At 64.6% G+C, this 22,420-nt stretch carries 21 protein-coding genes, 1 tRNA gene and 1 pseudogene; 20 read left to right on the forward strand and 3 right to left on the reverse strand.

Annotated features, from left to right (window positions below):
* The 12 genes and pseudogenes from BN1136_RS19535 to galE all read left to right on the forward strand — a co-directional run.
* Window positions 1–359 (forward strand): annotated as a pseudogene (locus tag BN1136_RS19535) (SDR family NAD(P)-dependent oxidoreductase); the annotation flags it as partial.
* Window positions 352–1,590, forward strand: a complete 1,239-nt coding sequence (locus BN1136_RS00500) for an NAD(P)/FAD-dependent oxidoreductase (protein ID WP_043807899.1) — start codon at window positions 352–354, stop codon at window positions 1,588–1,590. The pseudogene BN1136_RS19535 and the gene BN1136_RS00500, both read left to right, overlap by 8 nt.
* The gene (locus tag BN1136_RS00505) at window positions 1,587–2,363 is read left to right on the forward strand and encodes a DUF1365 domain-containing protein (RefSeq protein ID WP_043758538.1); all 777 of its coding nucleotides are present in this window, start codon (window positions 1,587–1,589) and stop codon (window positions 2,361–2,363) included. Before BN1136_RS00500 ends, BN1136_RS00505 begins: the two co-directional genes overlap by 4 nt.
* A complete protein-coding gene (locus tag BN1136_RS00510; RefSeq protein ID WP_043758540.1) occupies window positions 2,363–3,619 on the forward strand; it encodes an SAM-dependent methyltransferase in 1,257 nt (418 codons plus the stop codon). The genes BN1136_RS00505 and BN1136_RS00510 overlap by 1 nt, the downstream gene beginning before the upstream one ends.
* A gap of 2 nt (window positions 3,620–3,621) precedes the next feature.
* Window positions 3,622–4,101, forward strand: coding sequence for a DUF2878 domain-containing protein (locus BN1136_RS00515; RefSeq protein WP_043758543.1), 480 nt, complete (start codon window positions 3,622–3,624; stop codon window positions 4,099–4,101).
* Window positions 4,098–4,316, forward strand: a complete 219-nt coding sequence (locus BN1136_RS00520; protein WP_043758546.1) for a TIGR02450 family Trp-rich protein — start codon at window positions 4,098–4,100, stop codon at window positions 4,314–4,316. The genes BN1136_RS00515 and BN1136_RS00520 overlap by 4 nt, the downstream gene beginning before the upstream one ends.
* Window positions 4,273–4,836 carry a chalcone isomerase family protein gene (locus BN1136_RS00525; protein ID WP_043758548.1) on the forward strand — a complete coding sequence of 188 codons (564 nt, stop codon included), beginning with the start codon at window positions 4,273–4,275 and terminating at the stop codon, window positions 4,834–4,836. Before BN1136_RS00520 ends, BN1136_RS00525 begins: the two co-directional genes overlap by 44 nt.
* An 11-nt stretch (window positions 4,837–4,847) precedes the next feature.
* On the forward strand, window positions 4,848–5,390 hold the full coding sequence (locus tag BN1136_RS00530; protein ID WP_167332217.1) for a DUF3833 domain-containing protein: 543 nt from the start codon (window positions 4,848–4,850) through the stop codon (window positions 5,388–5,390).
* Window positions 5,391–5,520: 130 nt separating this feature from the next.
* Window positions 5,521–5,988 (forward strand): Dps family protein, encoded by a 468-nt coding sequence (locus BN1136_RS00535; protein WP_043758554.1) that lies wholly within the window; start codon window positions 5,521–5,523, stop codon window positions 5,986–5,988.
* Window positions 5,989–6,217: 229 nt separating this feature from the next.
* Entirely contained in the window at window positions 6,218–7,867 is a 1,650-nt protein-coding gene (gene hcp / locus BN1136_RS00540) for a hydroxylamine reductase (protein ID WP_043758595.1), read from the forward strand.
* Window positions 7,868–7,968: 101 nt separating this feature from the next.
* Window positions 7,969–8,976: an FAD-binding oxidoreductase gene (locus BN1136_RS00545; protein WP_043758557.1), complete on the forward strand. Its 1,008-nt coding sequence runs from the start codon at window positions 7,969–7,971 to the stop codon at window positions 8,974–8,976.
* An 83-nt stretch (window positions 8,977–9,059) separates the two neighbouring features.
* A complete protein-coding gene (galE, locus tag BN1136_RS00550; RefSeq protein ID WP_043758560.1) occupies window positions 9,060–10,073 on the forward strand; it encodes a UDP-glucose 4-epimerase GalE in 1,014 nt (337 codons plus the stop codon).
* 99 nt (window positions 10,074–10,172) lie between these two features.
* On the opposite strand, the gene BN1136_RS00555 is transcribed toward galE, so the two are convergent.
* On the reverse strand, window positions 10,173–10,922 hold the full coding sequence (locus tag BN1136_RS00555) for a DsbA family protein (RefSeq protein WP_043758563.1): 750 nt from the start codon (window positions 10,920–10,922) through the stop codon (window positions 10,173–10,175).
* Between the two features lie 200 nt (window positions 10,923–11,122).
* Between BN1136_RS00555 and BN1136_RS00560 the strand changes: the two genes are divergently transcribed.
* Window positions 11,123–11,210, forward strand: a tRNA-Ser gene (locus BN1136_RS00560).
* A 231-nt stretch (window positions 11,211–11,441) separates the two neighbouring features.
* On the opposite strand, the gene BN1136_RS00565 is transcribed toward BN1136_RS00560, so the two are convergent.
* Complete coding sequence (locus tag BN1136_RS00565; protein ID WP_043807900.1) at window positions 11,442–14,570, reverse strand: multidrug efflux RND transporter permease subunit; 3,129 nt, start codon at window positions 14,568–14,570, stop codon at window positions 11,442–11,444.
* A gap of 14 nt (window positions 14,571–14,584) precedes the next feature.
* Window positions 14,585–15,742: an efflux RND transporter periplasmic adaptor subunit gene (locus tag BN1136_RS00570; RefSeq protein WP_043758567.1), complete on the reverse strand. Its 1,158-nt coding sequence runs from the start codon at window positions 15,740–15,742 to the stop codon at window positions 14,585–14,587.
* Window positions 15,743–15,897: 155 nt separating this feature from the next.
* On the opposite strand from BN1136_RS00570, the gene BN1136_RS00575 reads away from it, so the two are divergent.
* The 7 genes from BN1136_RS00575 to BN1136_RS00610 all read left to right on the forward strand — a co-directional run bounded on the left by BN1136_RS00575 (window position 15,898) and on the right by BN1136_RS00610 (window position 22,420).
* Window positions 15,898–16,626 (forward strand): response regulator, encoded by a 729-nt coding sequence (locus BN1136_RS00575; RefSeq protein WP_043758571.1) that lies wholly within the window; start codon window positions 15,898–15,900, stop codon window positions 16,624–16,626.
* Window positions 16,623–17,702 carry an ATP-binding protein gene (locus tag BN1136_RS00580; RefSeq protein WP_043758574.1) on the forward strand — a complete coding sequence of 360 codons (1,080 nt, stop codon included), beginning with the start codon at window positions 16,623–16,625 and terminating at the stop codon, window positions 17,700–17,702. Before BN1136_RS00575 ends, BN1136_RS00580 begins: the two co-directional genes overlap by 4 nt.
* A gap of 493 nt (window positions 17,703–18,195) precedes the next feature.
* Entirely contained in the window at window positions 18,196–18,564 is a 369-nt protein-coding gene (locus tag BN1136_RS00590) for an ArsR/SmtB family transcription factor (protein ID WP_043758581.1), read from the forward strand.
* A gap of 4 nt (window positions 18,565–18,568) precedes the next feature.
* On the forward strand, window positions 18,569–18,940 hold the full coding sequence (gene arsD, locus BN1136_RS00595) for an arsenite efflux transporter metallochaperone ArsD (protein ID WP_043807902.1): 372 nt from the start codon (window positions 18,569–18,571) through the stop codon (window positions 18,938–18,940).
* 61 nt (window positions 18,941–19,001) lie between these two features.
* The gene (gene arsA, locus BN1136_RS00600) at window positions 19,002–20,810 is read left to right on the forward strand and encodes an arsenical pump-driving ATPase (RefSeq protein WP_081843629.1); all 1,809 of its coding nucleotides are present in this window, start codon (window positions 19,002–19,004) and stop codon (window positions 20,808–20,810) included.
* An 85-nt stretch (window positions 20,811–20,895) separates the two neighbouring features.
* Window positions 20,896–21,393, forward strand: coding sequence for a phosphatase domain-containing protein (locus BN1136_RS00605; protein ID WP_231557816.1), 498 nt, complete (start codon window positions 20,896–20,898; stop codon window positions 21,391–21,393).
* 10 nt (window positions 21,394–21,403) lie between these two features.
* Window positions 21,404–22,420 (forward strand): ArsJ-associated glyceraldehyde-3-phosphate dehydrogenase, encoded by a 1,017-nt coding sequence (locus BN1136_RS00610; RefSeq protein WP_043758605.1) that lies wholly within the window; start codon window positions 21,404–21,406, stop codon window positions 22,418–22,420.

The raw sequence follows: 22,420 nt of genomic DNA on the forward strand, positions 1-22,420 counted from the left end.
GCGCCCTGTTCGCCCGGGTCATCGAAACCAACCTCATCGCCACCGGCAACGCCCTGGCCGTCTTTTTGCCGCGGTTGGGGCAGGGGGCACGCCTGGCCATCGTCAGCTCTTCGGTGAGCTGGCTGCCCCTGCCAAGGGCGGAAGCCTATGGTGCCTCCAAGGCCGCCCTCGACTATCTGGCGGATACCTTGCGCCTGGATCTGGCCAGCAAGGGCATAGGGGTGACCCTGATCCGCCCGGGCTTCGTGCAGACGCCGCTCACCGACAAGAATGATTTTCCCATGCCCTGTCTGGTGACGGTGGAAGAGGCTTCCCGCACCATCATGGCGGGGCTGGCAGGGGGGCGCCACCATATCCACTNNTATTTCCGGTCTCACCGCCGGTTTTCTGCTCCACAAGCTGCACGATGTCACCCTGTTCGAGGCAGCAGCGACCCTGGGAGGCCACACCGCCACCGTCGAGGTGGAGCAGGGTGGGAGAGGTTACGCCATCGACACCGGCTTCATCGTCTTCAACGACCGCACCTACCCCAACTTCCTCAAATTGCTGGCACGGATCGGGGTGGGGCGCCAACCCGCCGAGATGAGCTTTTCGGTCAATAGCCCCGAGGGACTGGAGTACAACGGCCACAACCTGGACACCCTGTTTGCCCAGCGCAGCAACCTGCTGAGTCCGCGTTTCTATCGCTTCGTCGCCGAGATCCTGCGCTTCAACCGGGAGGCGCGGGCCTGGCTGGCCGATGGGCCGCATCAGGGGGCTGGCCTCGCGCTGACCCTGGGGGACTTTCTGCAGGCGGGGGAGTTCAGCGACTACTTCGCCCGTCACTACATCCTGCCCATGGGGGCGGCCATCTGGTCGTCCACCCTGGCGGACATGCGCGCCTTCCCCTTGAGTTTCTTCCTGCGCTTTTTCGCCAACCACGGCTTGCTCGAGGTGGCGAACCGGCCCCAGTGGTATGTGATCCCCGGCGGTTCGCGGGAATACATAGGCCCGCTCACGGCCGGTTGGCAGTCACAGATCCGCCTCGCCTGTCCGGTGCAGGGGATCCGGCGCCAGACGGACGGGGTGCTGCTCCAGAGCAGCCATGGGGAGGAGCGGTTTGACGAGGTGATCCTCGCCTGCCACAGCGATCAGGCGCTGATCCTGCTGACGGATGCGAGCGACGGTGAGAGGGCCATTCTCGGCGCCATGCCCTATCAGGCCAACGATGTCTGGCTGCACACCGATGCCTCCTGCCTGCCGGTGCGCCGCAAGGCGTGGGCGAGCTGGAATTACCGGCTCGGCGAGGATGACGGGGCGCGGCCCCTGGTGAGCTACAACATGAACATCCTGCAGGGGGTGAGTTCGCCAGAGCCCTTCTGCGTCAGCCTCAATCCCCATGGGTGGGTGGACGAGCGCAAGGTGCTGCGCCGTTTCGTCTATCATCATCCGGTATTCAATCAGGCCTCCATCACCGCCCAGCAGCAACGGGGGGAGATCTGCGGCCGACAGCACACCCACTTCTGCGGTGCTTACTGGTACAACGGGTTTCACGAGGACGGGGTGCGCAGCGCCCTGGACGTGGCCAGACGCTTCGGGGCCGAGCTATGAGCGGCGCCGCAGTCTTGACGCAAGGGGGCGAGGAAATGGGGGAGGGGGTCAGCGCCATCTGGCAGGGCTCGGTGCGCCATCGCCGCTTCGCCCCCAGGGCTCACGCTTTTTCATACAGCCTCTTCATGCTGGGGCTGGATCTGGACGAACTGCCCGGGCTTGAGCAGGGTCGCTGGTTTGCCGTGGAACGGACGGGGCTGCTTTCGTTTCGCCGCGAGGACTACCTGAGAGGCAGCGAGGGGCCCCTCAAGCAGGCGGTCTGGGACAAGGTGGCCGAACTGGGTGGCGAGGCCGAGCCCGGGGGGCGGGTGCTGCTGCTTGGCAACGTGCGCTGCCTCGGGTTTTATTTCAGCCCGGTCAACTTCTACTTCTGCGATCGGGCGGGAGAGACCCGCTACCTGCTGGCGGAGGTGTCCAATACCCCCTGGAACCAGCGTCACTACTACCTGCTGGATCTGGCGGCACTCGTCCCCCACGACAAGGATTTTCACGTTTCCCCCTTCATGGGGCTGGCCATGCGCTACCACTGGCGCATCCGGCCGCCGAAGGAGGAGGCATTGATCCATATCGAGAGTCACCCCGTATCCGGTGAGGCGAAGCTGTTTGACGCCACCCTGGCCCTGCGCCGGGCACCGCTGTCGCGCCAGGGGCTGGCGGCGCTGCTGGCCCGCTGGCCCTGGATGACCATGAAGGTGCTGCTCGGGATCTACTGGCAGGCCCTGCGTCTTTTCATCAAACGAACGCCCATTTTCACCCATCCGGAGAGCCGCTAATGGAACTTGTGCAATCAACCCTCTCTGCCTCTTTCATCGACAAGGTGGCCAGGCAATTGCTGCTCAGGCTGCTTGGGCGCCTCGAACATGGCCAATTGCTGCTGCGCGATGGCGGCGAGCGTCAGAGCTTCGGCGCAGTAGGCAGCGATCTGCACGCCGAGGTGGTGGTGCAGGATCCCGCGTTTTATCGTCGCCTGCTGCTGGGAGGCAGCATCGCCGCCGGGGAAACCTGGGTGGAGGGGCTCTGGACCAGCCCGGATCCGGTCGCGCTGGTGCGGCTGCTGGCCCGCAACCTGGCGCTGCTCGACAACCTGGAGCGGCGCCTCGGCTGGCTCAGCTTCCCCTTCAACAAGGTGCGTCACTGGCTTAACCGCAATACCCTGACCGGGTCGAGATCCAACATCGCCGCCCACTACGATCTCGGCAACGCCCTCTATCAGGGCTTTCTCGACAGCCACATGCAGTATTCGAGCGCCATCTACCCGAGTGCCGATGCCACTCTGGAGGAGGGGCAGCAGGCCAAGCTGCGCACCATCTGCGAGCGGCTCGAACTGGGGCCGGACGATCACCTGCTGGAGATAGGTACCGGCTGGGGCGGGCTTGCCGTCTATGCCGCCCGTCACCATGGTTGCCGGGTCACCACCACCACCATCTCCCGGGCCCAGCACGACTATGCCAAGGCGTGGATCGAGCGGGAGGGGCTGGGGGATCGCATCACCCTGCTGCTGGAAGACTACCGCAAGCTGGAAGGCACCTATGACAAGCTCGTCTCCATCGAGATGATCGAGGCGGTGGGGCACGCCTTTCTGCCCGACTACTTCCGCCAGCTGTCGCGCCTGCTCAAACCCGGTGGCCGCCTGCTGATCCAGGCCATCACCATCGCCGATCAGCGCCACGCCCAGTATCTGCGCGGGGTGGACTTCATCCAGCGCTACATCTTCCCGGGGGGTTGCCTGCCTTGCGTCTCCCAGATGGCGGGGTTGCTGGCGCGGGAGACCGACATGCAGCTGGTGCGGCTGCACGATCACGGCCATCACTATGCCCGCACCCTGGCCCACTGGTGCGAGCGCTTCCTGGCGCTGGCCCCCGAGCTGCCGAGGCTCGGCTACAGCCAGGATTTCATCCGGCTGTGGCACTTCTACTTCGCCTATTGCGAAGGGGGCTTCTGGGAGCGGGCCATCAGCCTGGTACAACTGGAGGCGGCCAAGCCGGGGCCCCATGGCTGGGCGGGGGACCTGCCAGTAAGCGGTCGCTGACCATGTGGCAGTGGGCCCACCTGCTGGGGTTCAACCTTTACTGGTTGCTGGCGGTGAAATGGCAGCAACCGGGCCTGCTGCTGGGGATGTTGCTGCTCCATTTTCTCTTCTCCCCCCGCCGCCGGCAGGACTGGCGGCTCATTCCCGTTGCCCTGGCTGGCTGTCTGCTCGACATCCTGCTCTGGGGGCTCGGCCTGTTTCACTTCCCGTCCGGTTTCCCGCTCTGGCTGGTGCTGCTCTGGTGCGGTTTCGCCCTGACCCTCTCCCACGGCCTGCGCTGGCTTCGCCCCCTGCCGCGCTGGCAGCAGGGGCTGTTCGGCATGGTGGGGGGCGCCTCTTCCTATATGGCGGGGGCCGCCATGGGGGCAGTAAACTTACCCTGGGGCATCTGGATCAGCACTGCACTGCTGGCAGTGATCTGGATGTGGTGGTTACCCGTACTCCTGTGGGTAACGGTCAAGCTGGAGGGTGAGACGAGATGAACACCTTTTCGACCGACGCCTTGTTGTTTTCCAAGTGGACCAGGGATGGCCAGTGCGAGCTGGCCGAGCGTTTCTATCTGGTGGTGGCCTGTCAGCGCGATGCCCGTGGGCAGCTGGCGAGCGTGGTGATGCAGGATATCAACACCCTGCAGGAACAGGAGATGGATTGGCATGAACTGGAGGATCCCGCCCGTTGGCACATGGGGTGGAACTAGCCTGCTGCTGGCAGTGTTGACTCTGCCCCTGTTGGCAACCGCCCAGGGCTCTGCCCCCCCATGGCAGGGCTCTGCCCCCCCATGGCAGGGACTGCGCACCGTGGGGCAGGGGGAGATGCGCTGGCTCTGGTTCAAGCTCTATGACGCCACCCTCTACAGTGAGAGCGGCCGTTATCAGCCGGGGCGCTACCCGCAGGCTCTCAGCCTCACTTACGCCAGGGCCATCGAGCGCCAGGATCTGCTGGAGGCCACCGCCGCCGAGTGGCAGCGGCTCGGCCTTGGCAGCGAGAGTGAGCGCCAACGCTGGCTGGCAAGACTGGCCACTCTCTGGCCGGATGTCGCCCCCGGCGACAAGCTGGTTTTCTATGTGGACGCGCAAGGGAGAGGTCATTTCTGGTTGCGTGAACGGCTGCTCGGCACCCTCGATGATCCCGCTTTCGCCCCCGCGTTTCTTGCCATCTGGCTGACCGATGACAGCCGGGATCCCGCCCTGACACGCCGCCTGCGCGGCCAATCCTGATGGAGCCCTCCATGTCATTGAAGCATACCTGTCGTCTGTTGATGCTGTTGCCGCTGCTCTGGCTCTGTGGTTGTGGCGCCAGTCTCGAGGATTATCGCGGGCAGCAGCCGGGCTGGGATCTCGCCCGTTTCTTTGACGGCAAGCTGGTGGCCCACGGCCTGGTGACGGACCGCCGCGGCGAAGTGACCAGTCGCTTTCGGGTCGAGATGCAGGGGCGCTGGCGAGAGGGCAAGGGGGAGCTGTTCGAGCAGTTCTACTTCGATGATGGTCGCCGGCAGACCCGCACCTGGTTCTTGCACAAGGGGGCGGATGGCAACTGGCGCGGCACGGCTTCTGACGTGGTGGGGGAGGCCGTGGGCAAGAGCGCCGGTTTTGCTCTCAACTGGCGCTATCAACTCGATCTGGCGTTGCCGGACGGCGAGGTGGTGCGGGTGAGCTTCGACGACTGGATGTACCTGCTGGATGAAGATCGCCTGATCAACCGCGCCGCGATCAGCAAGTTCGGCATTCACCTCGGCGAGGTGATCCTCTATATCGAGCGGCTTGAGCGATGACGGGGTGTCTTTTTCTCGTGGTCGATAGTCAGTCACTATTGATCAGCAAGGGAGGGACGATTGTCCTTTGAGTCTATGCGGGGATATGCTGACCTCATTCCCGATAATGCTTACCACCTGGAGGTGAATCATGAAGAGCCCCATTGGTCTTGATACCGTTCAATCACAAGCCCTGGCCGCCGAGCTGAACAGGCTGCTGGCAAGCTACCAGATCCTCTACATGAACGTCCGTGGCTTCCACTGGAACATCCGCGGCCACCAGTTCTTCGAACTGCACCTGAAGTTCGAGGAGATCTACAACGATCTGTTGCTCAAAGTCGATGCTTTAGCGGAGCGTATCCTCACCCTGGACGGGGTGCCGTTGCACAGCTTCAGCGACTACCTGAACATCTCTGCCATCCCCGAGCAGAAAGGGCTGCACGACGGCCGTGCCTGTATCGAATCCCTGCTGGAAAGCTTCCGCGAATTGCTGGTGGCCCAGCGCCGCATCCTGGGTCAGGCCGCCGAAGCCGGTGACGAGGGGACGGCGTCCATCCTCTCCGACTATGTACAGCAGCAGGAGAAACTGGTCTGGATGCTGCGAGCCTACCTGGCCTGATGCTTTGAAAGAGGGGGCGGTGCCTTGATCCGGCCCGTTTCTCCACTACCCGATCCCTGAGTTGTCTCTCCATTTATCCACCCGCTTGCCGCCCTTTGGGCGGCTTTTTTGTTTTTGATCTGCATCAATGAAATATTAATTGGTAAATTGAATGCCTATTAAGTTTCGGGCCGGAGGAATAGAATCGCCACAAAACAGACAACTGAAATGTCCAATTAGGAGAGGCATGATGTTTTGTGTGCAATGTGAACAGACGATTCGTACCCCCGCAGGCAACGGCTGCGCCTATGCACAGGGCATGTGCGGCAAGACGGCCGAAACCTCGGATCTGCAGGATGTGCTGATCTATACCTTGCAGGGCCTCAGCGCCTGGGCGCTGGCCGCCCGCGAGCACGGCATCATCGACGGCGAGATAGACGCCTTCGTGCCCAAGGCCTTCTTCGCCACCCTCACCAACGTCAACTTCGACTCCGCCCGCATCGTGGGCTACGTCAACCAGACCCTGGCCTATCGCCAGCAGCTGGCTGCCCAGCTGGCCCCGCTGGCCGTGAATGTTGGCGAGCTGCCCGCCGCGGCCCGCTTCGAGCCGGGTAGCGAGCTGCTGGAGCAGCTGGCCCAGGCGCCCCAGACCGCGGTCAACCGCGGCAAGAACGAGGTCAACGAGGATATCATGGGGCTGCGCCTGCTCTGCCTCTATGGCCTCAAGGGGGCTGCCGCCTACATGGAGCACGCCCGGGTGCTGGATCAGCAAGACAGCGAGGTAGCCGCCGAATTCCACCGCATCATGAGCTGGCTTGGTACTGACCCCTGCGATCTGGATCCTCTGTTCAAGTGCGCCATGGACATCGGCCTGCTGAACTTCAAGATCATGGAGATGCTGGATCTTGGTGAAACCACCGCCTTCGGCCATCCGGAACCGACCCAGGTGCGCGTCACCCCGGTGCCGGGCAAGTGCATTCTGGTTTCCGGTCACGACATGGTGGATCTCAAGCTCATCCTGGAGCAGACCGCTGGCACTGGCATCAATGTCTACACCCACGGCGAGATGCTGCCGGCCCTGGCCTACCCCTTCTTCAAGCAGTACCCGCACCTGGTGGGCAACTACGGCTCCGCCTGGCAGAACCAGCAAAAAGAGTTCGCGAACTTCCCGGGCGCCGTGGTGATGACCTCCAACTGCATCATCGACCCCAATGTGGGCAACTACAGTGATCGCATCTTCACCCGCTCCATCGTCGGCTGGCCTGGGGTCACCCATCTGGAAGGGGAGGACTTCTCCGCGGTCATTGCCAAGGCCCAGGCGCTGGACGGCTTCAAACACGTTGAGCTCGAGCACTTCATCACCATCGGTTTTGCCCGCAACGCCCTGATGCAGGCTGCCCCGGCGGTGATCGACAAGGTCAAGGCAGGGGAGATCAGCCACTTCTTCCTGGTGGGTGGCTGTGACGGCGACCGTGCCGAGCGCGCCTACTACACCGAGTTTGCCAAGGCGGTGCCCCAGGACAGCCTGCTGCTCACCCTGGGCTGCGGCAAGTACAAGTTCAACAAGCTCGATTTTGGCGACATCGGCGGCATTCCCCGTCTGCTGGACGTGGGTCAGTGCAACGATGCCTACTCCGCCATCCAGCTGGCGCTGGCGCTCAGCGAGGCGTTCGAGTGCGGCGTCAACGATCTGCCCCTGACCCTGGTGCTCTCCTGGTTCGAGCAGAAAGCCATCGTCATTCTGCTCACCCTGCTGGCGCTCGGTGTGAAGGATATCCGCACCGGCCCGACGGCTCCGGCCTTCCTCACCCCTGCCCTGCTCAAGGTGCTGGAGGAGCAGTTCGGTCTCAAGGGCACCACGACGGCAGAGGCGGATCTCGCCGAGATCCTGGCGGCCTGACTCGAGACACAGCCTGACACGCTCAGCATGTTGTAAGCCTTTGGCGAGCCTGATGGCTCGCCTTTTTTCGACGCCATTCTTTCAACAAGAGGAGCCTTGCGATGACTTCCACCTCTTTCACCCTGCGCTGCGTTGGCCGCCTGGCGGATACTCACGACGTGGCGAGCTGGCGGTTTGTTCCGCAGGAAGGCACCCTGCCTCCCGTGCTGGCCGGCCAGTGTGTCACTTTGCACACCGAGATTGACGGTCAGCCCCACTGCCGCGCCTACACCCTCTCCTCCAGCCCGCAGGACCCCTTCTGGCAGGTCACCATCAAGGATGTGGGGCTGGTCTCCCACCATCTGCACCAGAGTCTGCAGGTCGGGGACGAGATCCGGGTGGACGGCCCCTTCGGCGACTTTCACCTGACCGCCTTGCCCTGCGAGCGGCCGCTGCTGCTGAGCGCCGGCTCCGGCATCACCCCCATGTGGGCCATGCTGCGGGACGAGCTCGCCAGGCGGCCCGAGGCGGATATCCGCTTTATCCACAGCGCCAGATCCCCCGAGGACGTGATCTTCGCAGATGAGCTGGCCGCGCTGGCCGCGGCCCATGCCGGCGTCCGGCATGCCCTGATACTGGAAGAGGCGCCGGCCGATCACCCCTGGGCAGGCAGGCTCACGCCGGAGATGCTCAAGGAATTGGCACCGGATCTCTTGAGCCGCCATGTTTATCTGTGCGGCCCGGCCCCTTACATGGACGCGGTCAGCGCTATGCTGGCAGCGCTCGGCCTGCCGGCGGCGCAGTTGCACCAGGAGTCCTTCGGTCTGCCTGCTGCGACATCGGGAACGGTGCCAGTGGACACCGGCAGCGACCACTTCTGGCTGACCCTGAAAAAGAGCGGCAAGCAGGTGAAGATACTGCCGGGCCAGACCCTGCTGGCGGCGCTGGAGGGGGCGGGGGAGTCCATGATGGCGGCCTGCCGCGCCGGGGTATGCGGCGCCTGCCGCTGCACCACCACGGGGGAGATCGAACGCCAGAGTGTGATGACCTTGAGCGCGCAGGATCTGGAGAGCGGGGTGGCCCTGGCCTGCTCCTGCACCGCCAGGGGGGATGTCAGCCTCGACTATTGAGGGAGTCATGGGTATCTCCTGCTTTTCCCGCCGTGGCCGGGCGAGTAAACTCGCTCCAGTTGCAACAGAAAACGGGATAGACAATGACAATTCTGGTCACCGGGGGCGCCGGTTATATCGGCTCCCACACCCTGGTTGAGCTATTGAACGCCGGGCAGCAGGTCGTGGTACTGGACAACCTCTCCAACTCCTCGCCGGAGTCCCTCAAGCGGGTCGAGCGGATCACCGGCAAGGCGGTCACCTTCGTGGAGGGAGACATTCTGGACAGGGCCTGCCTGCAGCGTCTGTTTGCCGAGCACAAGGTCGAGTCGGTCATTCACTTCGCCGGCCTGAAGGCGGTGGGGGAGTCGGGCCAGATCCCGCTCACCTACTACCAGAACAACGTGACCGGCACCCTGGTGCTGTGCGAGGAGATGGCCAGGGCGGGTGTCTTCCGGCTGGTGTTCAGCTCCTCCGCCACCGTCTATGGAGACCCCGCGTCTGTGCCCCTGCGAGAAGACTTCCCCACCAGTGCCACCAACCCCTATGGCCGCTCCAAGCTGATGGTCGAAGAGATCCTGCGGGATCTCTCCAAATCCGATCCCCGCTGGGCCATCGTGCTGCTGCGCTACTTCAACCCGGTCGGTGCCCACGAGAGCGGCCTCATCGGGGAAGATCCCAACGGCATCCCCAACAACCTGCTGCCCTATATCAGCCAGGTCGGTGTCGGCAAGCTCAAGGAACTGGGGGTCTTTGGCAATGACTACCCGACGCCGGACGGCACCGGCGTGCGCGACTACATCCACGTCGTGGATCTCGCCATCGGTCACCTCAAGGCGCTGGCCCGCATCAAGAGCGATACCGGCGTCTTCACCTACAACCTCGGCACCGGTCAGGGTTATTCGGTGCTGGAGATGGTCAAGGCGTTCGAGGCAGCAAGTGGCCGTGCCATTCCCTACCAGATCAAGCCCCGTCGCCCGGGGGACATCGCCGAGTGCTGGGCCGAACCCACCCTGGCCCGTGACGAGCTGGGCTGGCAGGCCGAGCGGGGCCTCGAACAGATGATGGTGGACACCTGGCGTTGGCAAAGCCAGAACCCCAACGGCTACCAGGTCTGAATCCCCGTCCCTCGCCCCCCGCTTGATGGGGGACCCCAGGGCACCACGGAAACAAAACGCCCCGGCCATGCCGGGGCGTTTTCTATGGAGAGCGCGGGCTTACTGGATGCGCTTGCCTGCCCGCACGTCCTTGACGATCTCCTTGAGACTCGCCAGATCCCGGGGGGCTCCTCGCAGGATCTGATCGCCGATGATGAAGGCCGGGGTGCCCGAGATGGCCAGGGCTTCGGCCAACGCCCGGTTGGTACCGAGGTTCTGATCGATGCTGCCATCCTTGAACTTGGCCTCGACCTTGCTCCAGTCGATGCCGACCGCCTGCGCCACCTGCTTCACCTGGGACTCATCGGCCAGCGGTCCCTGATGGGCATACAGCTTGTCGTGGAAGGCCTGATACTTGTCCGGCTGACCCAGCTGCACCGCCAGGGCGACGCGAGCGGCATAGTAGGAGGTCTCGCTCAGGATGGGGAACTGTTTGTAGACGTAGCGAATGTCCTTGTCTTCGGCGAGCAGCTGCTGGACGAGGGGGTGGGCGCGCTTGCAGTAGCCGCAGTTGTAGTCGAAAAACTCGACCACGGTCAGGCTGCCCTTGGGGTTGCCGCTCTCGGGATCCTTGTTGGTGAAGAGCTGCTTGGCGTGGGCCTCGATCAGCGTCTTGTCATTCTCGGCCTGCTGGCTCTCCTGCTTGGCGCGCAGGGCATTGGACATCTCGACCAGGATTTCCGGATTCTTGACCAGATAGTCGCGCACGATCTGCTCGACATCGCTCTTGGTCAGCTCACTCGCCTGCACCGGGGCGGCAAGCAGGGTCGCGCCGCTCAGGGCGGCGAACAGGGCACGTTTGATTCTCATAAGTCCATCTTGTCTGGGGGGAATTGTAGTGGTGACTATAGTGGGTGACTCTATTTTCAAGTCAAGCCATCCGTCTGAAAAACCCCCTTCTGGCGTGAGTTGGCCGGTTTTGTGCGCCATTTAGCCCAATAAATGGGCAAACAAACAGGGTGGGGATTTACAAGGGCGGGGGGCATGGGTAATATGCGTCGCACTGCTGCGGAGGGGTGGCAGAGCGGCTGAATGCACCGGTCTTGAAAACCGGCGATGGGCGACCATCCGTGGGTTCAAATCCCACCCCCTCCGCCACACATCAGAGCCCACCTCATTGATTGAGGTGGGCTTTTTCGTATTCGCGAGTCACATGCAGGTGTCATTGAGTGACAACCTGAGCGGGGCTCTCCCACCCGCCTGTTCCTTCAATGGCCGCCACCACAGCACCCGTGATGACACTGGAAGTGCCCGTCATACCGAGGGCTGAGAGCCACTCCCTGCAGCCCCCTGCCGGCATTGCCGAGCGCCAGACATCAGGGGGCAACATCATGACGCTCCCCGCTGCGTGGCTCGTCTGGCCCGCCAGACCTGCAGGCGCTCCTGCGCCCCGATGATGAAGACAAAGAAGACCGGCACGAAGAAGATGGCCAGCAGGGTGCCGCTGATCATGCCGCCGAACACGCCGGTGCCGATGGCATGCTGGGTCTCCGCACTGGCACCGCTGGCGAGCATCAGCGGCACCACGCCGAGGGTGAAGGCGAGCGACGTCATCAAGATGGGGCGCAGACGCAGGCGTGCGGCGGTCACCGCGGCATCAAGCAGCGTGCGACCCTCGGTGTGCAACTGGCGCGCAAACTCCACGATGAGGATGGCGTTCTTGGCCGACAGCCCGATGATGGTGACCATGCCCACCTTGAAGAAGACGTCGTTGGGCATGCCGCGCAGCATCACCGCCGCCACGGCACCGAGCAGGCCCAGGGGGATCACCAGCATCACGGAGAGCGGGATGGACCAGCTCTCGTAGAGCGCGGCCAGCACCAGGAAGACCACCAGCGCTGAGAGCAGCATCAGCAGGGGGGCCTGGGCCGCCGACTGGCGCTCCTGCAGCGACTGCCCCGTCCAGGCCAGGGCAAAGCCTGGCGGCAGCTGTGCCACCAGACGCTCCATCTGTGCCATGGCGGCGCCGCTGGAAACCCCGGGGGCGGCGCTCCCGGAGAGGCGCACGGCGGGGAAGCCCTCGAAGCGCATCATCTGCTGCGGCGACTGGCGCCAGGTCGGCGTCACCACCTCCCGCAGGGGCACCATGCCGCCGCTGGCATTGCGCACCCGCAGGCCGAGTACGTCATCGAGCTGCATGCGCGCCTTGGCATCGGCCTGCAGGATGACCTGTTGCATGTGCCCGCCGTTGGGGAAGTCGTTGATGTAGAGCGACCCCATCGCCGCCGACAGGGTGCTGCTCACGCTGGTGAACGAGAGTCCCATGGCCTCGGCTTTCTGCCGGTTGATCTCGAGATGAATGCTCTCGCCGGGGGGCAGGCTGTCCGGATAGACATCGCTCACCACCTCGCTTTGGGCGGCCAGTGCCAGCAGCTGCGCCTGGGCGGCCAGCAGCGCGGCTTCCCCCTGGTTGGCCCTGTCCTGCAGGAAGAGCGTGAAACCCGAAGAGGTGCCCAGTTCGTCGATGGCGGGCGGCAGCAGGCTCATCACTGTGCCTTCCTTGCTGTTGGCCATGGCGGCTTGTGCCAGCTCTGCCTCTTCGGCAGCCGTGGCACCATGACGCTGGTCCCAGTCTTTGAGCATGGTGAAGGCCATGGCCGCATTGGGGCCGGCGCCGGAGAAGCTGAAGCCCTGCACCACCAGGTTGGTGTCCAGCGCCTCGCGAGAGGCCACATGGGCCTCGAACTCCTTGATGACGGCCAGGGTGCGCTCGCTGGTGGCGCCGGTCGGCAACTGGATGGAGGTCATGAAGTAGCCCTGATCCTCGTCCGGCAGGAAAGAGGAGGGTAGCTGGGCGGCGGCGATGGCCAGCACGGCGCAGAGGGCGATGAAGGCCGCCATCATGCGTCCGCTGCGCCCGGCCAGCCGGGTGACCCGAACGCCGTAGCCCACCGTGAGTCGCTCGACGCCCCGGTTGAAGGCACCGAAGAAGCCGCGCTTCTCATGGTGATCCGGGCTGACCGGACGCAGCAAGGTGGCGCAGAGCGCCGGCGTCAGGGTCAGGGCGAGGAAGGCGGAAATCAGGATCGAGACCGCCATCGACAGGGTGAACTGCTGGTAGATGACCCCCACGGAGCCGCTGCCGAAGGCCATGGGGATGAACACCGCCGTGAGCACCAGGGTGATGCCGATCACTGCCCCGGTGATTTCCTTCATGGCCCGCGATGTCGCCTCCCTGGGCGAGAGCCCCCGGGTGGCCATCAGGCGCTCGACATTCTCCACCACCACGATGGCGTCGTCGACGATGATGCCGATGGCCAGCACCATGCCGAACATGGTCAGGGAGTTGATGGAAAAGCCGGCGAGCAGCATCACCGCGAAGGTGCCAAGCAGCGCTATGGGGGCGACGATGGCCGGGATCAGGGTGTAGCGCAGGTTCTGGAGGAAGAGAAACATCACCAGGAACACCAGCACCATGGCTTCCAGCAGGGTGTGGATCACCTTGTCGATGGAGACCTTGACGAAGGGGGCCGAGTCGAACGGGATCGAGTAGGCCATGCCCGCCGGCAGGGTGGGGGCGAGCTGGGCAAGGCGTGTGCGCACCGCATCGGCGGTGCGCACGGCGTTGGCACCCGGAGAGAGCTGGATGGCGGCGCTGGTGGCGGCCACCCCGTTCTCCCGGTTGGCAAAGGCGTAGGATTGCGCCCCCAGCTCGACCCGGGCGACATCACCCAGCACCAGCTTGGCGCCATCGGCACCTGCCCGCAGTACGATGGCGGCGAACGCCTCTGGGGTCGTCAGCTGCCCTTGAACCGTAAGGGGCACCGTCACACGCTGCCCCGGCAGGGCGGGTTCATCGCCGAGGCGTCCCGGTGCAATCTGCACGTTTTGCTGCTCGATGGCCTGCGCCACCTCGCTGATGGTCAACCCGTAGGCGGCGAGCTTGCCCGGATCCACCCAGATGCGCATGGCCTGTTCGGCGCCGAACAACTGTACCCGTCCCACCCCCTCGATGCGGCGCAGCTCCTGGACGATATTGCGCGCCATGTAGTCGTTCAGCGCTATTTCATCGAAGCGACCATCCGGCGAGGTCATGCCGACCATCATCAGAAAGCCGGACGAGGCGGACTCCACCTGCAGGCCGGTTTGCCGTACCGCCTGTGGCAGCCGGGGTTCGACTGCCTTGATGCGGTTTTGCACGTCCATCTGGGCCAGCTCCGGATCGGTGCCCGGCTTGAAGGTGGCGGTGATCTGCGCGCTGCCCGAGGCGTCCACCGACGACTCGAAGTAGAGCAGGCTCTTGACCCCCGACAGCTCGCGCTCGATCAGGCTCACCACCGCATCGTTCAGGGTCTGCGGCGTGGCGCCCGGATAGGTGGCATAGAGGGTCACCGACACCGGCGCCACCGAGGGATAGCGGGAGATGGGCAACTTGGGGATGGCGATGACCCCCGCCAGCACGATGAACAGAGCGATCACCCAGGCAAACACCGGGCGATGAATGAAAAACTGCGGCATGTAATGTCTCCGATTCAGCGGGTGTGGGTGCCGGCTTGCTGGCCGGCAACAAGGGGTTGCCAGGGGTGGGCAATGACTTGCGCCCCCGGTGTCAGGCGGTCGATTCCCTCGATCACCACCCGTTGTCCGGCGCTGAGCCCGGATGCGATGCGGTACTGGCGCTCCACCAGCTCACCGGTTGTGACAGCTATCTGTTGTGCCTGCCCATTGGCATCCAGCACCCACACGCTGGTCTGTCCCGATGTGCGCACCACGGCTTGCTGGGGCACGCTCAGGGCGTTGGCATAGCGGGCACGGGGAATACGTGCCTGTACATAGAGGCCGGGCAAGAGCCGCCGCTCCGGGTTATCCACCAGTACCCGCAACAGCACGTCACCGGTCCCGGCATCCACCTCGATGCCGGAGAAGAGGATGTGCCCCTGCATGCCGAGCGGCTTGCCGTCGCTGCCGAGGATCTCCACCGTCAGTTCAGGTGCCGTCGAACCAGCCTGCTGGCGCAGGGCGTCCAGTACCGAGGCAGGTTGACGCACATCGACGTAGACCTGATCGATCTGCTGGATCCTGGCCATGGGGGTGGCATCGGTGGGGGACACCAGGGCCCCTTCGCTCACCAGCGCCTGATCGATGCGCCCGGCGATGGGGGCCTCCACGCTGGCAAATTGCAGGTTCAGCTGGTGCCGGGCCAGGGTCGCCCTGGCCTGAGCCACGTCGGCGGCAGCCTGATCCCGCTGGGAGACGGCGTCGTCATAGGTCTGGCGGCTGATGGCCTCGGTGCGCAGCAGCGGCACCAGGCGGTCAATCTGGATGCGCGCGCGGGCCAGCACGGCCTCGGCTCGCTGCAATGCCGCGGCGGCGCTGTCGACATCCGCCTTGAAGGGGGCCGGGTTTATCTGGAACAGCACTGTGCCTGCGCCGATTTCGGCGCCTTGCTCGAACAGGCGGCGCTGCACGATGCCGCTTATCTGGGCGCGAATTTCGGCGCTGCGCACCGCGGCCACCCTGGCGGGCAGATCCTCGCTGATGACCAGGTCCTGTCCTGCCAGCGTCATCACCGACACCTGAGGAAGGGCCGGCGCGTCTTGCGCTTGCGACGCCCCATCGCAACCCGCCAACCCGAATACGGCAATGACGGCAAGCAGGGCGCCCGCATACCGCTGTCTGACAAACATCATACTCACCTCGTTAAACCGTCTCCCCGGCATGGTGTTGCCGCGAGAGCACATCGAGCGGGCATTATGGAGAGGGGCTATTGCGAATGATTCGAGGCTTTGTGGAGAATCCATGGAGGCGGTGATAAAGTTCAAACCCACCATTTTCGAGGCCGACCATGTCGTATCTTCCTGCTTCCGCCGGCCCGGCGGCCCAGTCACTGGTACTGATTGCAGAGGATGAAGCCGAGATCGCCGAGATCCTCGCCGCTTACCTGCAACGCCACGGCTTGCGTACCCTGCATGCCGCCGATGGCCGCGCAGCCCTGGCCATGCACCAGACATGCAAACCCGATCTCCTGCTGCTGGATGTGCAGATGCCGCAGCTCGACGGCTGGCAGGTGCTCAGCGAGATCCGGGCCCGTGGCGACACGCCGGTGATCATGCTGACCGCCCTGGATCAGGACCTCGACAAGCTGATGGGGCTGCGCATGGGGGCGGATGACTATGTGGTCAAACCCTTCAATCCGGCTGAAGTGGTGGCCCGGGTACAGGCGGTGCTCAGACGCAGCCAGGCTGCAAAACAGGCCACGGCCCGGGTGCTGCGGGTCGGCCCCTTCGAGATCGATCTGGAGAGTCACGAGGCCAGCCTTTGCCGCGATGAGGGGCAACTGGTGCTGGATCTGACCCTGACCGAGTTCAAGTTGCTCGCCTCCCTGATGCGGGCGCCGAAACGGGTGTTCAGCCGCGCCGAACTGCTGACCCACTGCCTGCCGGAGGGGGATACCCAGGAGCGTACGGTGGACAGCCACATCAGCAAGCTGCGCAAGAAGCTCGAGGCGCACGGCATCCAGGGGGTGCCCGCCAGTGTCTGGGGCGTCGGCTATCGCTTCGGGGGCGATGCATGACATCGGCCCCCGGCCTGCGCAGGCAGATCATCCGCTCCCTGGGGCTGATGGCGCTCGGCATCATCTCCCTCGCGGTGATCGGCACCTATGTGTTCTACGCCATTGCCGTGACCTATGTGCCTGGCAGCATCTCCGAGAGCTGGATACCCTCCAGGGTCGAGATGATCTGGATTGGCTCGACCATTCTGATTGCATTGGGGGTGGCGCTGTACGTGGCGGTGCGCCTCTCTCGGCGCATCCTGACCCCGCTCAATTCGGTGGCGAACAGCCTGCGCGAGGTGGCAGAGGGCAAACTCGATGCGCGCGTGCCGCTGGATGAGCAGGCGATCGGGGAGACGGCGCAACTGGTGCGGGACTTCAACACCATGGCCGAACGGCTGCAGAGCATGACCCGGGAGCGGGAGTTCTGGAATGCCGCCATCGCCCACGAATTGCGCACCCCGGTGACCATCTTGCGCGGCCGCTTGCAGGGGCTGGCCGAAGGGGTATTTCCGCCAGAGCGTGAGCTCTTTGAAGGCTTGCTGCGTCAGGTGGAGGGATTGACCCACCTGATCGAAGACTTGCGGGTGCTTAGTCTCAACGACAGCGGCCACCTGGAGTTGCAACGAGAGGAGAGCAGGCTGGCCGACGAGCTTGCCGTGGTGCTCGAGGCGTTTGCCGCCTCTCTGGCCGCGAGCGGCTTCACCCTCAAGGGGGAGCTCGATGCCGAACTCCTTGTTTGTTGCGATGCACTTCGCATCCGTCAGGCCCTGATGGCGCTGCTGGAGAATGCCCAGAAGCATGGGGTGCCCGGCCTGCTGACCGTGCGTCTGTATCGCTCGGGCAACCTGTGCGTCCTGAGCGTGGAAGACGAGGGGCCCGGCATCAGCGAGGAGGTCGCCGCCCATATCTTCGAGGCGTTTCGCCGAGGAGATCCGTCACGTTCGCGCAAGAGCGGCGGCAGCGGGCTCGGACTCGCCGTGGTCAAGGCCATTGCCGAGGCCCACGGCGGCAGCGTCACCTGCCAACCCGGTGAGCGGGGCGGCACCACCTTCCTGCTTTCCTGGCCCCTCCAGCTACCTGGCGGCAGGCCATGACTCCGGTCGCCGCATCGGTTGAACGGGGACGGGCCGATGCGGGACGCACGAGCTGCGTGGATGGATAGTGTATCTGGCTTGCCTGGATGGACTGCTATCTCACTGATCCCTCATTGTTTTTTCTTTGCGCTTCGATTGCCCCGTCCTCTGCACCAGTATCTTCCCTCTCCCACAGGGGGCGCTGCCTGCCTCAGACCAGGGCGGCAAACACACCCTGAGTCAGGTAGCCCGGATGACCACTCCCCCATCGACTCTGAGTCATCACATCGCTGCGCAGGTTTGCGTCGGGCTGATCACGCAGAATCGGGAAGGCCGCACGCTCCTGTGCGTCTCTCAATACGATGTGCTTGAGCAGGTCATCGCGTTTTTCCGCGAGGAGTGCTGTGTGCGTGACAAGAAGGGGTGAGGGCATGGGGGATGGGCCGCTGTCATCTTGATCATTTCAATAATACTTGTATAGTTGAATCATAGCGTGAGTGAAGGGGGAAGCTGCATGAACAAAGAGATCGCCACCAAGGTATTCGAGTCCCTCTCATCCGGCATTCGCCTCGATGTGTGGCGTCTGCTGGTCAAGGCCGGGCTGGAGGGGCAGGTGGCCGGGCAGCTGGCCAGCGAGCTCGACATCGCCCCCAATACCCTCTCGTTCCACCTGAAGGCCATGCTGCACGCCGGGCTGCTGTCGGTGGAGCAGGAGGGGCGCTTCCTGCGCTATCGCGCGAACATTCCCCTGATGCTGGACCTCATCGGTTATCTCACCGAGGAGTGTTGTGCCGGGCATCCGGAAGCCTGCGGGGTGATGAGGGCCGAGTCCGGCTGCTCGCCCCATGTACTGCCTGCGCAGCCATGCTGCAACAAGGAGTAATGCCATGTCCGTCATCCAGATATTCGATCCGGCACTGTGCTGCGCCAGCGGCGTGTGCGGTGCCGAGGTAGATCAGAGCTTGGTGAGTGTTGCCGCCGACCTGGCCTGGGCCAGGGAGCAGGGCGCCGCCATCGAGCGCTTCAACCTGGCCCAGCAGCCTATGGAGTTTGCCGAGACGCCGGCGGTAAGCGCCTTCCTGACACATGCGGGAGAAGAGGGGCTGCCTCTGGTGCTGGTGGATGGCCAGGTGGTGCTCACCGGCCGCTACCCCAGCCGGGCGGAGCTGGCTCGCTACGTCGGCCTGCCCGCGCCGCAGGGCGCCATCAAGGGGATCGTCAAGAGCGGATGCTGCACCGGCAGCAGCGGTTGCTGTTAAGGGGGAGTGCCGCGCAGGCATTCCGGATGGTCGTTGTGTCGTTTGTCGTGAGGAGTCCATGATGTCCCCGTTGATGCATTACTCGTTTCTGACGGATGCCCCCCCGTTTCTCTTCTTCACCGGCAAGGGTGGGGTGGGCAAGACCTCCCTCGCCTGTGCGACAGCTGTAGCCCTGTGTGACAGCGGCAAGCGGGTGCTGCTGGTGAGCACGGATCCGGCCTCCAACATCGGCCAGGTGTTCGATGCCGAGATCGGCAACCGGATCACCCGGCTTCCTCTCGTCGACGGCTTGTCGGCCCTGGAGATCGACCCGCAAGCCGCCGCCAGGGCCTACCGGGAGCGGATCGTCGGCCCGGTGCGCGGCAAACTGCCCCAGAGCGTGGTGCGCAGCATAGAGGAGCAGCTCTCCGGTGCCTGCACCACGGAGATCGCCGCCTTTGACGAGTTCACCGCCCTGCTGACCGACGATCACCTGGTGGGGCAGTACGATCACATCGTCTTCGACACGGCCCCCACGGGGCACACCATCCGCCTGCTGCAACTGCCGGGGGCCTGGAGCGAGTTTCTGGAGCAGGGCAAGGGGGATGCCTCCTGCCTGGGGCCGCTGGCGGGGCTGGAGAAGCAGCGCAGCCAGTACGCACACGCCGTCGCGGCCCTGTCGGACGGGCAGAAGACCCGGCTGATCCTGGTGGCCCGGGCGCAGGCCTCCACCCTGCGGGAGGTGGCGCGTACCCACGACGAGCTGGCGGCCATCGGCCTTGCCAACCAGCAGCTGGTCATCAATGGCATCTTCCCGCAAGAGGAGCGAGTGGATGATCCCCTGGCCACCGCCGTCTGGCAGCGAGAGCAGCAGGCCATGGCACAGATGCCGGCGCTGCTGACCGGGCTGCCGCAAGACAGGGTACCGCTGCTCGCGACCAACCTGGTCGGGGTGGAGAGCCTGCGCCAGCTGCTCGGTGGCGTGCCCGAGAGCAGGCCCGAAGAGGGGGATGACGCCGTCGGGGCCGCGCCGTCCCGGCACCCGGGATTGCAGCAACTGGTGGATGAGCTGGCCGCCGACGGCCACGGGCTCATCATGCTGATGGGCAAGGGGGGCGTCGGCAAGACCACCCTGGCGGCCGCGGTGGCGGTGGAGCTCGCGAGTCGTGGGCTGCCCGTGCACCTCACCACCTCCGATCCCGCCGCCCATCTGGGGGAAACCCTGGCAGACGCGCTGCCCAGCCTGGCGGTGAGCCGCATCGACCCCCGCGCCGAGACCGAGCGTTACCGTGCCCAGGTGCTGGCCACCAAGGGGGCGAGCCTGGATGCCCAGGGCCGGGCCCTGCTGGAGGAGGATCTGCGCTCCCCCTGCACCGAAGAGATCGCCGTGTTTCAGGCCTTCTCGCGGATCATTCGCGAGGCCGGCAGACGTTTCGTTGTGATGGACACGGCACCGACCGGCCATACCCTGCTGCTGCTCGATGCGACCGGGGCCTACCACAGGGAGATCGCCCGGCAGATGGGCAGCAAGGGGATGCACTTCACCACCCCCATGATGCAGCTGCAAGACCCGAAACAGACCAAGGTGATGATCGTCACCCTGCCCGAACCCACCCCGGTGCAGGAGGCGGCCAACCTGCAGGCGGACCTGCGCCGTGCCGGCATCGAGCCCTGGGCCTGGGTCGTGAACCACATGCTCTCCCCGGTCGGCGTGCGCTCCCCCATGCTGCGCCGGCGTGCCCGTCACCAGCAGCCATATATCGCGGCGGTGAAGGGGGAACATGCCCGGCGCTATGCCGTGGTGCCCCTGCTGGCGGTCGAGCCGGTCGGGGCCCGGGAGCTGCACGCCTTATGCCATCCCGTCCACCCGGAGGAGATGGTTGTCGGGTGACGCCCAGGGGCCTGTCGGGGCCCTTGCGCACCCACCGTTTTTCATCAATATGACGTTTCAACGAGCCACGGAGTCGCCGTTTATCATGCACCCTTTCGACACACTGAACCTGGATAATGGCGCCCGCCTTATCTTCACCCCCTGCCCTGGCACCAAGGAGGCTTCCTTGCAAGCCTCCCTCAAGACCCTGCAAGCCGCCGGGGCTGATGCGGTAGTCACCCTGATGCCGAGTGCCGAGCTGGCACAGTTCCAGGCCGATGCCATGCCCGCCGAGTGCGCTGCCCTGGGGCTGGCCTGGTTCCATCTGCCGGTGGAGGACGACTGCGCCCCCGAGGCGCCCTTCAGTCAGGCCTTTGCCAGTCACAAGGCAGATCTGCTGGCGCGGCTCGCCGCAGGCCAGACCCTGGCGATCCATTGCCGCGGCGGCTCGGGCCGTACCGGGCTGATGGCGGCCATCCTGCTGCTGGAAGCGGGCTATGCCCCCGCCGTGGTCAAGGGGATGGTGCAGGGGCTGCGTCCCAAGGCGCTGACCCTGACCCCGCATGTGAACTACCTCAACAGTCACTATTCATTCGCCGGTTAAGGAAAACAGCATGACTATCAAAGTTGGTATCAACGGTTTTGGCCGCATGGGCCGTCTCTCATTTCGCGCCGCCTTCGACTGGGCGGATGTGGAGTTTGTGCGCATCAATGACCCGGCTGGCGATGCCGCCTCGCTGGCCCACCTCATCACCTTCGATTCGGTCCATGGCCGCTGGCATCATGAAGCCAGCAGCGAGGGGGACGAGATGGTGATCGGTAACCATCGCATCCTCTGCACTCGCAACAAAGAGATCGGTCAGACTGACTGGTCTGATTGTGATGTGGTGATCGAGGCTTCCGGCAAGATGAAGACCAAGGCCCTGCTTGACGCCTATCTGGCGCAGGGGGTGAAGCGGGTCGTGGTCACGGCACCGGTCAAGGAGGAGGGGGTCCTCAACGTCGTCATGGGGGTCAACCATCACCTCTACGACAAGGCCCTGCACCCCATAGTGACCGCGGCCTCCTGCACCACCAACTGCCTGGCACCCGTGGTCAAGGTGATCCACGAGCAGCTCGGCATCAGGCACGGCTCCATGACCACCATCCACGACATCACCAACACCCAGACCATCCTGGATGCCCCCCACGCCGACCTGCGCCGTGCCAGGGCCTGCTGCCTGAGCCTGATCCCCACCACCACGGGGTCCGCCACCGCCATCACCCACATTTTCCCCGAGCTCAAGGGCAAGTTGAACGGCCATGCGGTGCGGGTGCCCCTCGCCAACGCCTCCCTCACCGACTGCGTGTTCGAGGTGAGCCGCCCGACCACGGAGGCCGAGGTCAACGGCCTGCTCAAGGGGGCGGCCATGAACGAGCTCAAGGGGATCATGGGTTATGAAGAGCGTCCCCTGGTCTCGGTGGATTACCGGACGGATCCGCGTTCCTGCACCATAGACGCCCTCTCCACCATGGTGATCAATGAGACACAGGTGAAGATCTACGCCTGGTATGACAACGAGTGGGGCTATGCCAACCGCACCGCCGAGCTGATGCGCATGGTGGGGCAGATGGACAAGGCGCAAGGATAA

It is taken from the genome of Aeromonas taiwanensis (assembly GCF_000820165.1).
Taxonomy (GTDB): Bacteria; Pseudomonadota; Gammaproteobacteria; order Enterobacterales; family Aeromonadaceae; genus Aeromonas; species Aeromonas taiwanensis.

Bases quoted from the DNA above. Each gene is read 5' to 3' on its own strand.
- BN1136_RS00505 (WP_043758538.1), top strand. From the start codon at position 1,587: ATGAGCGGCGCCGCAGTCTTGACGCAAGGGGGCGAGGAAATGGGGGAG.
- BN1136_RS00510 (WP_043758540.1), top strand. From the start codon at position 2,363: ATGGAACTTGTGCAATCAACCCTCTCTGCCTCTTTCATCGACAAGGTG.
- BN1136_RS00515 (WP_043758543.1), top strand. From the start codon at position 3,622: ATGTGGCAGTGGGCCCACCTGCTGGGGTTCAACCTTTACTGGTTGCTG.
- BN1136_RS00520 (WP_043758546.1), top strand. From the start codon at position 4,098: ATGAACACCTTTTCGACCGACGCCTTGTTGTTTTCCAAGTGGACCAGG.
- BN1136_RS00525 (WP_043758548.1), top strand. From the start codon at position 4,273: ATGAACTGGAGGATCCCGCCCGTTGGCACATGGGGTGGAACTAGCCTG.
- BN1136_RS00530 (WP_167332217.1), top strand. From the start codon at position 4,848: ATGTCATTGAAGCATACCTGTCGTCTGTTGATGCTGTTGCCGCTGCTC.
- BN1136_RS00535 (WP_043758554.1), top strand. From the start codon at position 5,521: ATGAAGAGCCCCATTGGTCTTGATACCGTTCAATCACAAGCCCTGGCC.
- hcp (WP_043758595.1), top strand. From the start codon at position 6,218: ATGTTTTGTGTGCAATGTGAACAGACGATTCGTACCCCCGCAGGCAAC.
- BN1136_RS00545 (WP_043758557.1), top strand. From the start codon at position 7,969: ATGACTTCCACCTCTTTCACCCTGCGCTGCGTTGGCCGCCTGGCGGAT.
- galE (WP_043758560.1), top strand. From the start codon at position 9,060: ATGACAATTCTGGTCACCGGGGGCGCCGGTTATATCGGCTCCCACACC.
- BN1136_RS00555 (WP_043758563.1), bottom strand. From the start codon at position 10,922: ATGAGAATCAAACGTGCCCTGTTCGCCGCCCTGAGCGGCGCGACCCTG.
- BN1136_RS00565 (WP_043807900.1), bottom strand. From the start codon at position 14,570: ATGCCGCAGTTTTTCATTCATCGCCCGGTGTTTGCCTGGGTGATCGCT.
- BN1136_RS00570 (WP_043758567.1), bottom strand. From the start codon at position 15,742: ATGATGTTTGTCAGACAGCGGTATGCGGGCGCCCTGCTTGCCGTCATT.
- BN1136_RS00575 (WP_043758571.1), top strand. From the start codon at position 15,898: ATGTCGTATCTTCCTGCTTCCGCCGGCCCGGCGGCCCAGTCACTGGTA.
- BN1136_RS00580 (WP_043758574.1), top strand. From the start codon at position 16,623: ATGACATCGGCCCCCGGCCTGCGCAGGCAGATCATCCGCTCCCTGGGG.
- BN1136_RS00590 (WP_043758581.1), top strand. From the start codon at position 18,196: ATGAACAAAGAGATCGCCACCAAGGTATTCGAGTCCCTCTCATCCGGC.
- arsD (WP_043807902.1), top strand. From the start codon at position 18,569: ATGTCCGTCATCCAGATATTCGATCCGGCACTGTGCTGCGCCAGCGGC.
- arsA (WP_081843629.1), top strand. From the start codon at position 19,002: ATGTCCCCGTTGATGCATTACTCGTTTCTGACGGATGCCCCCCCGTTT.
- BN1136_RS00605 (WP_231557816.1), top strand. From the start codon at position 20,896: ATGCACCCTTTCGACACACTGAACCTGGATAATGGCGCCCGCCTTATC.
- BN1136_RS00610 (WP_043758605.1), top strand. From the start codon at position 21,404: ATGACTATCAAAGTTGGTATCAACGGTTTTGGCCGCATGGGCCGTCTC.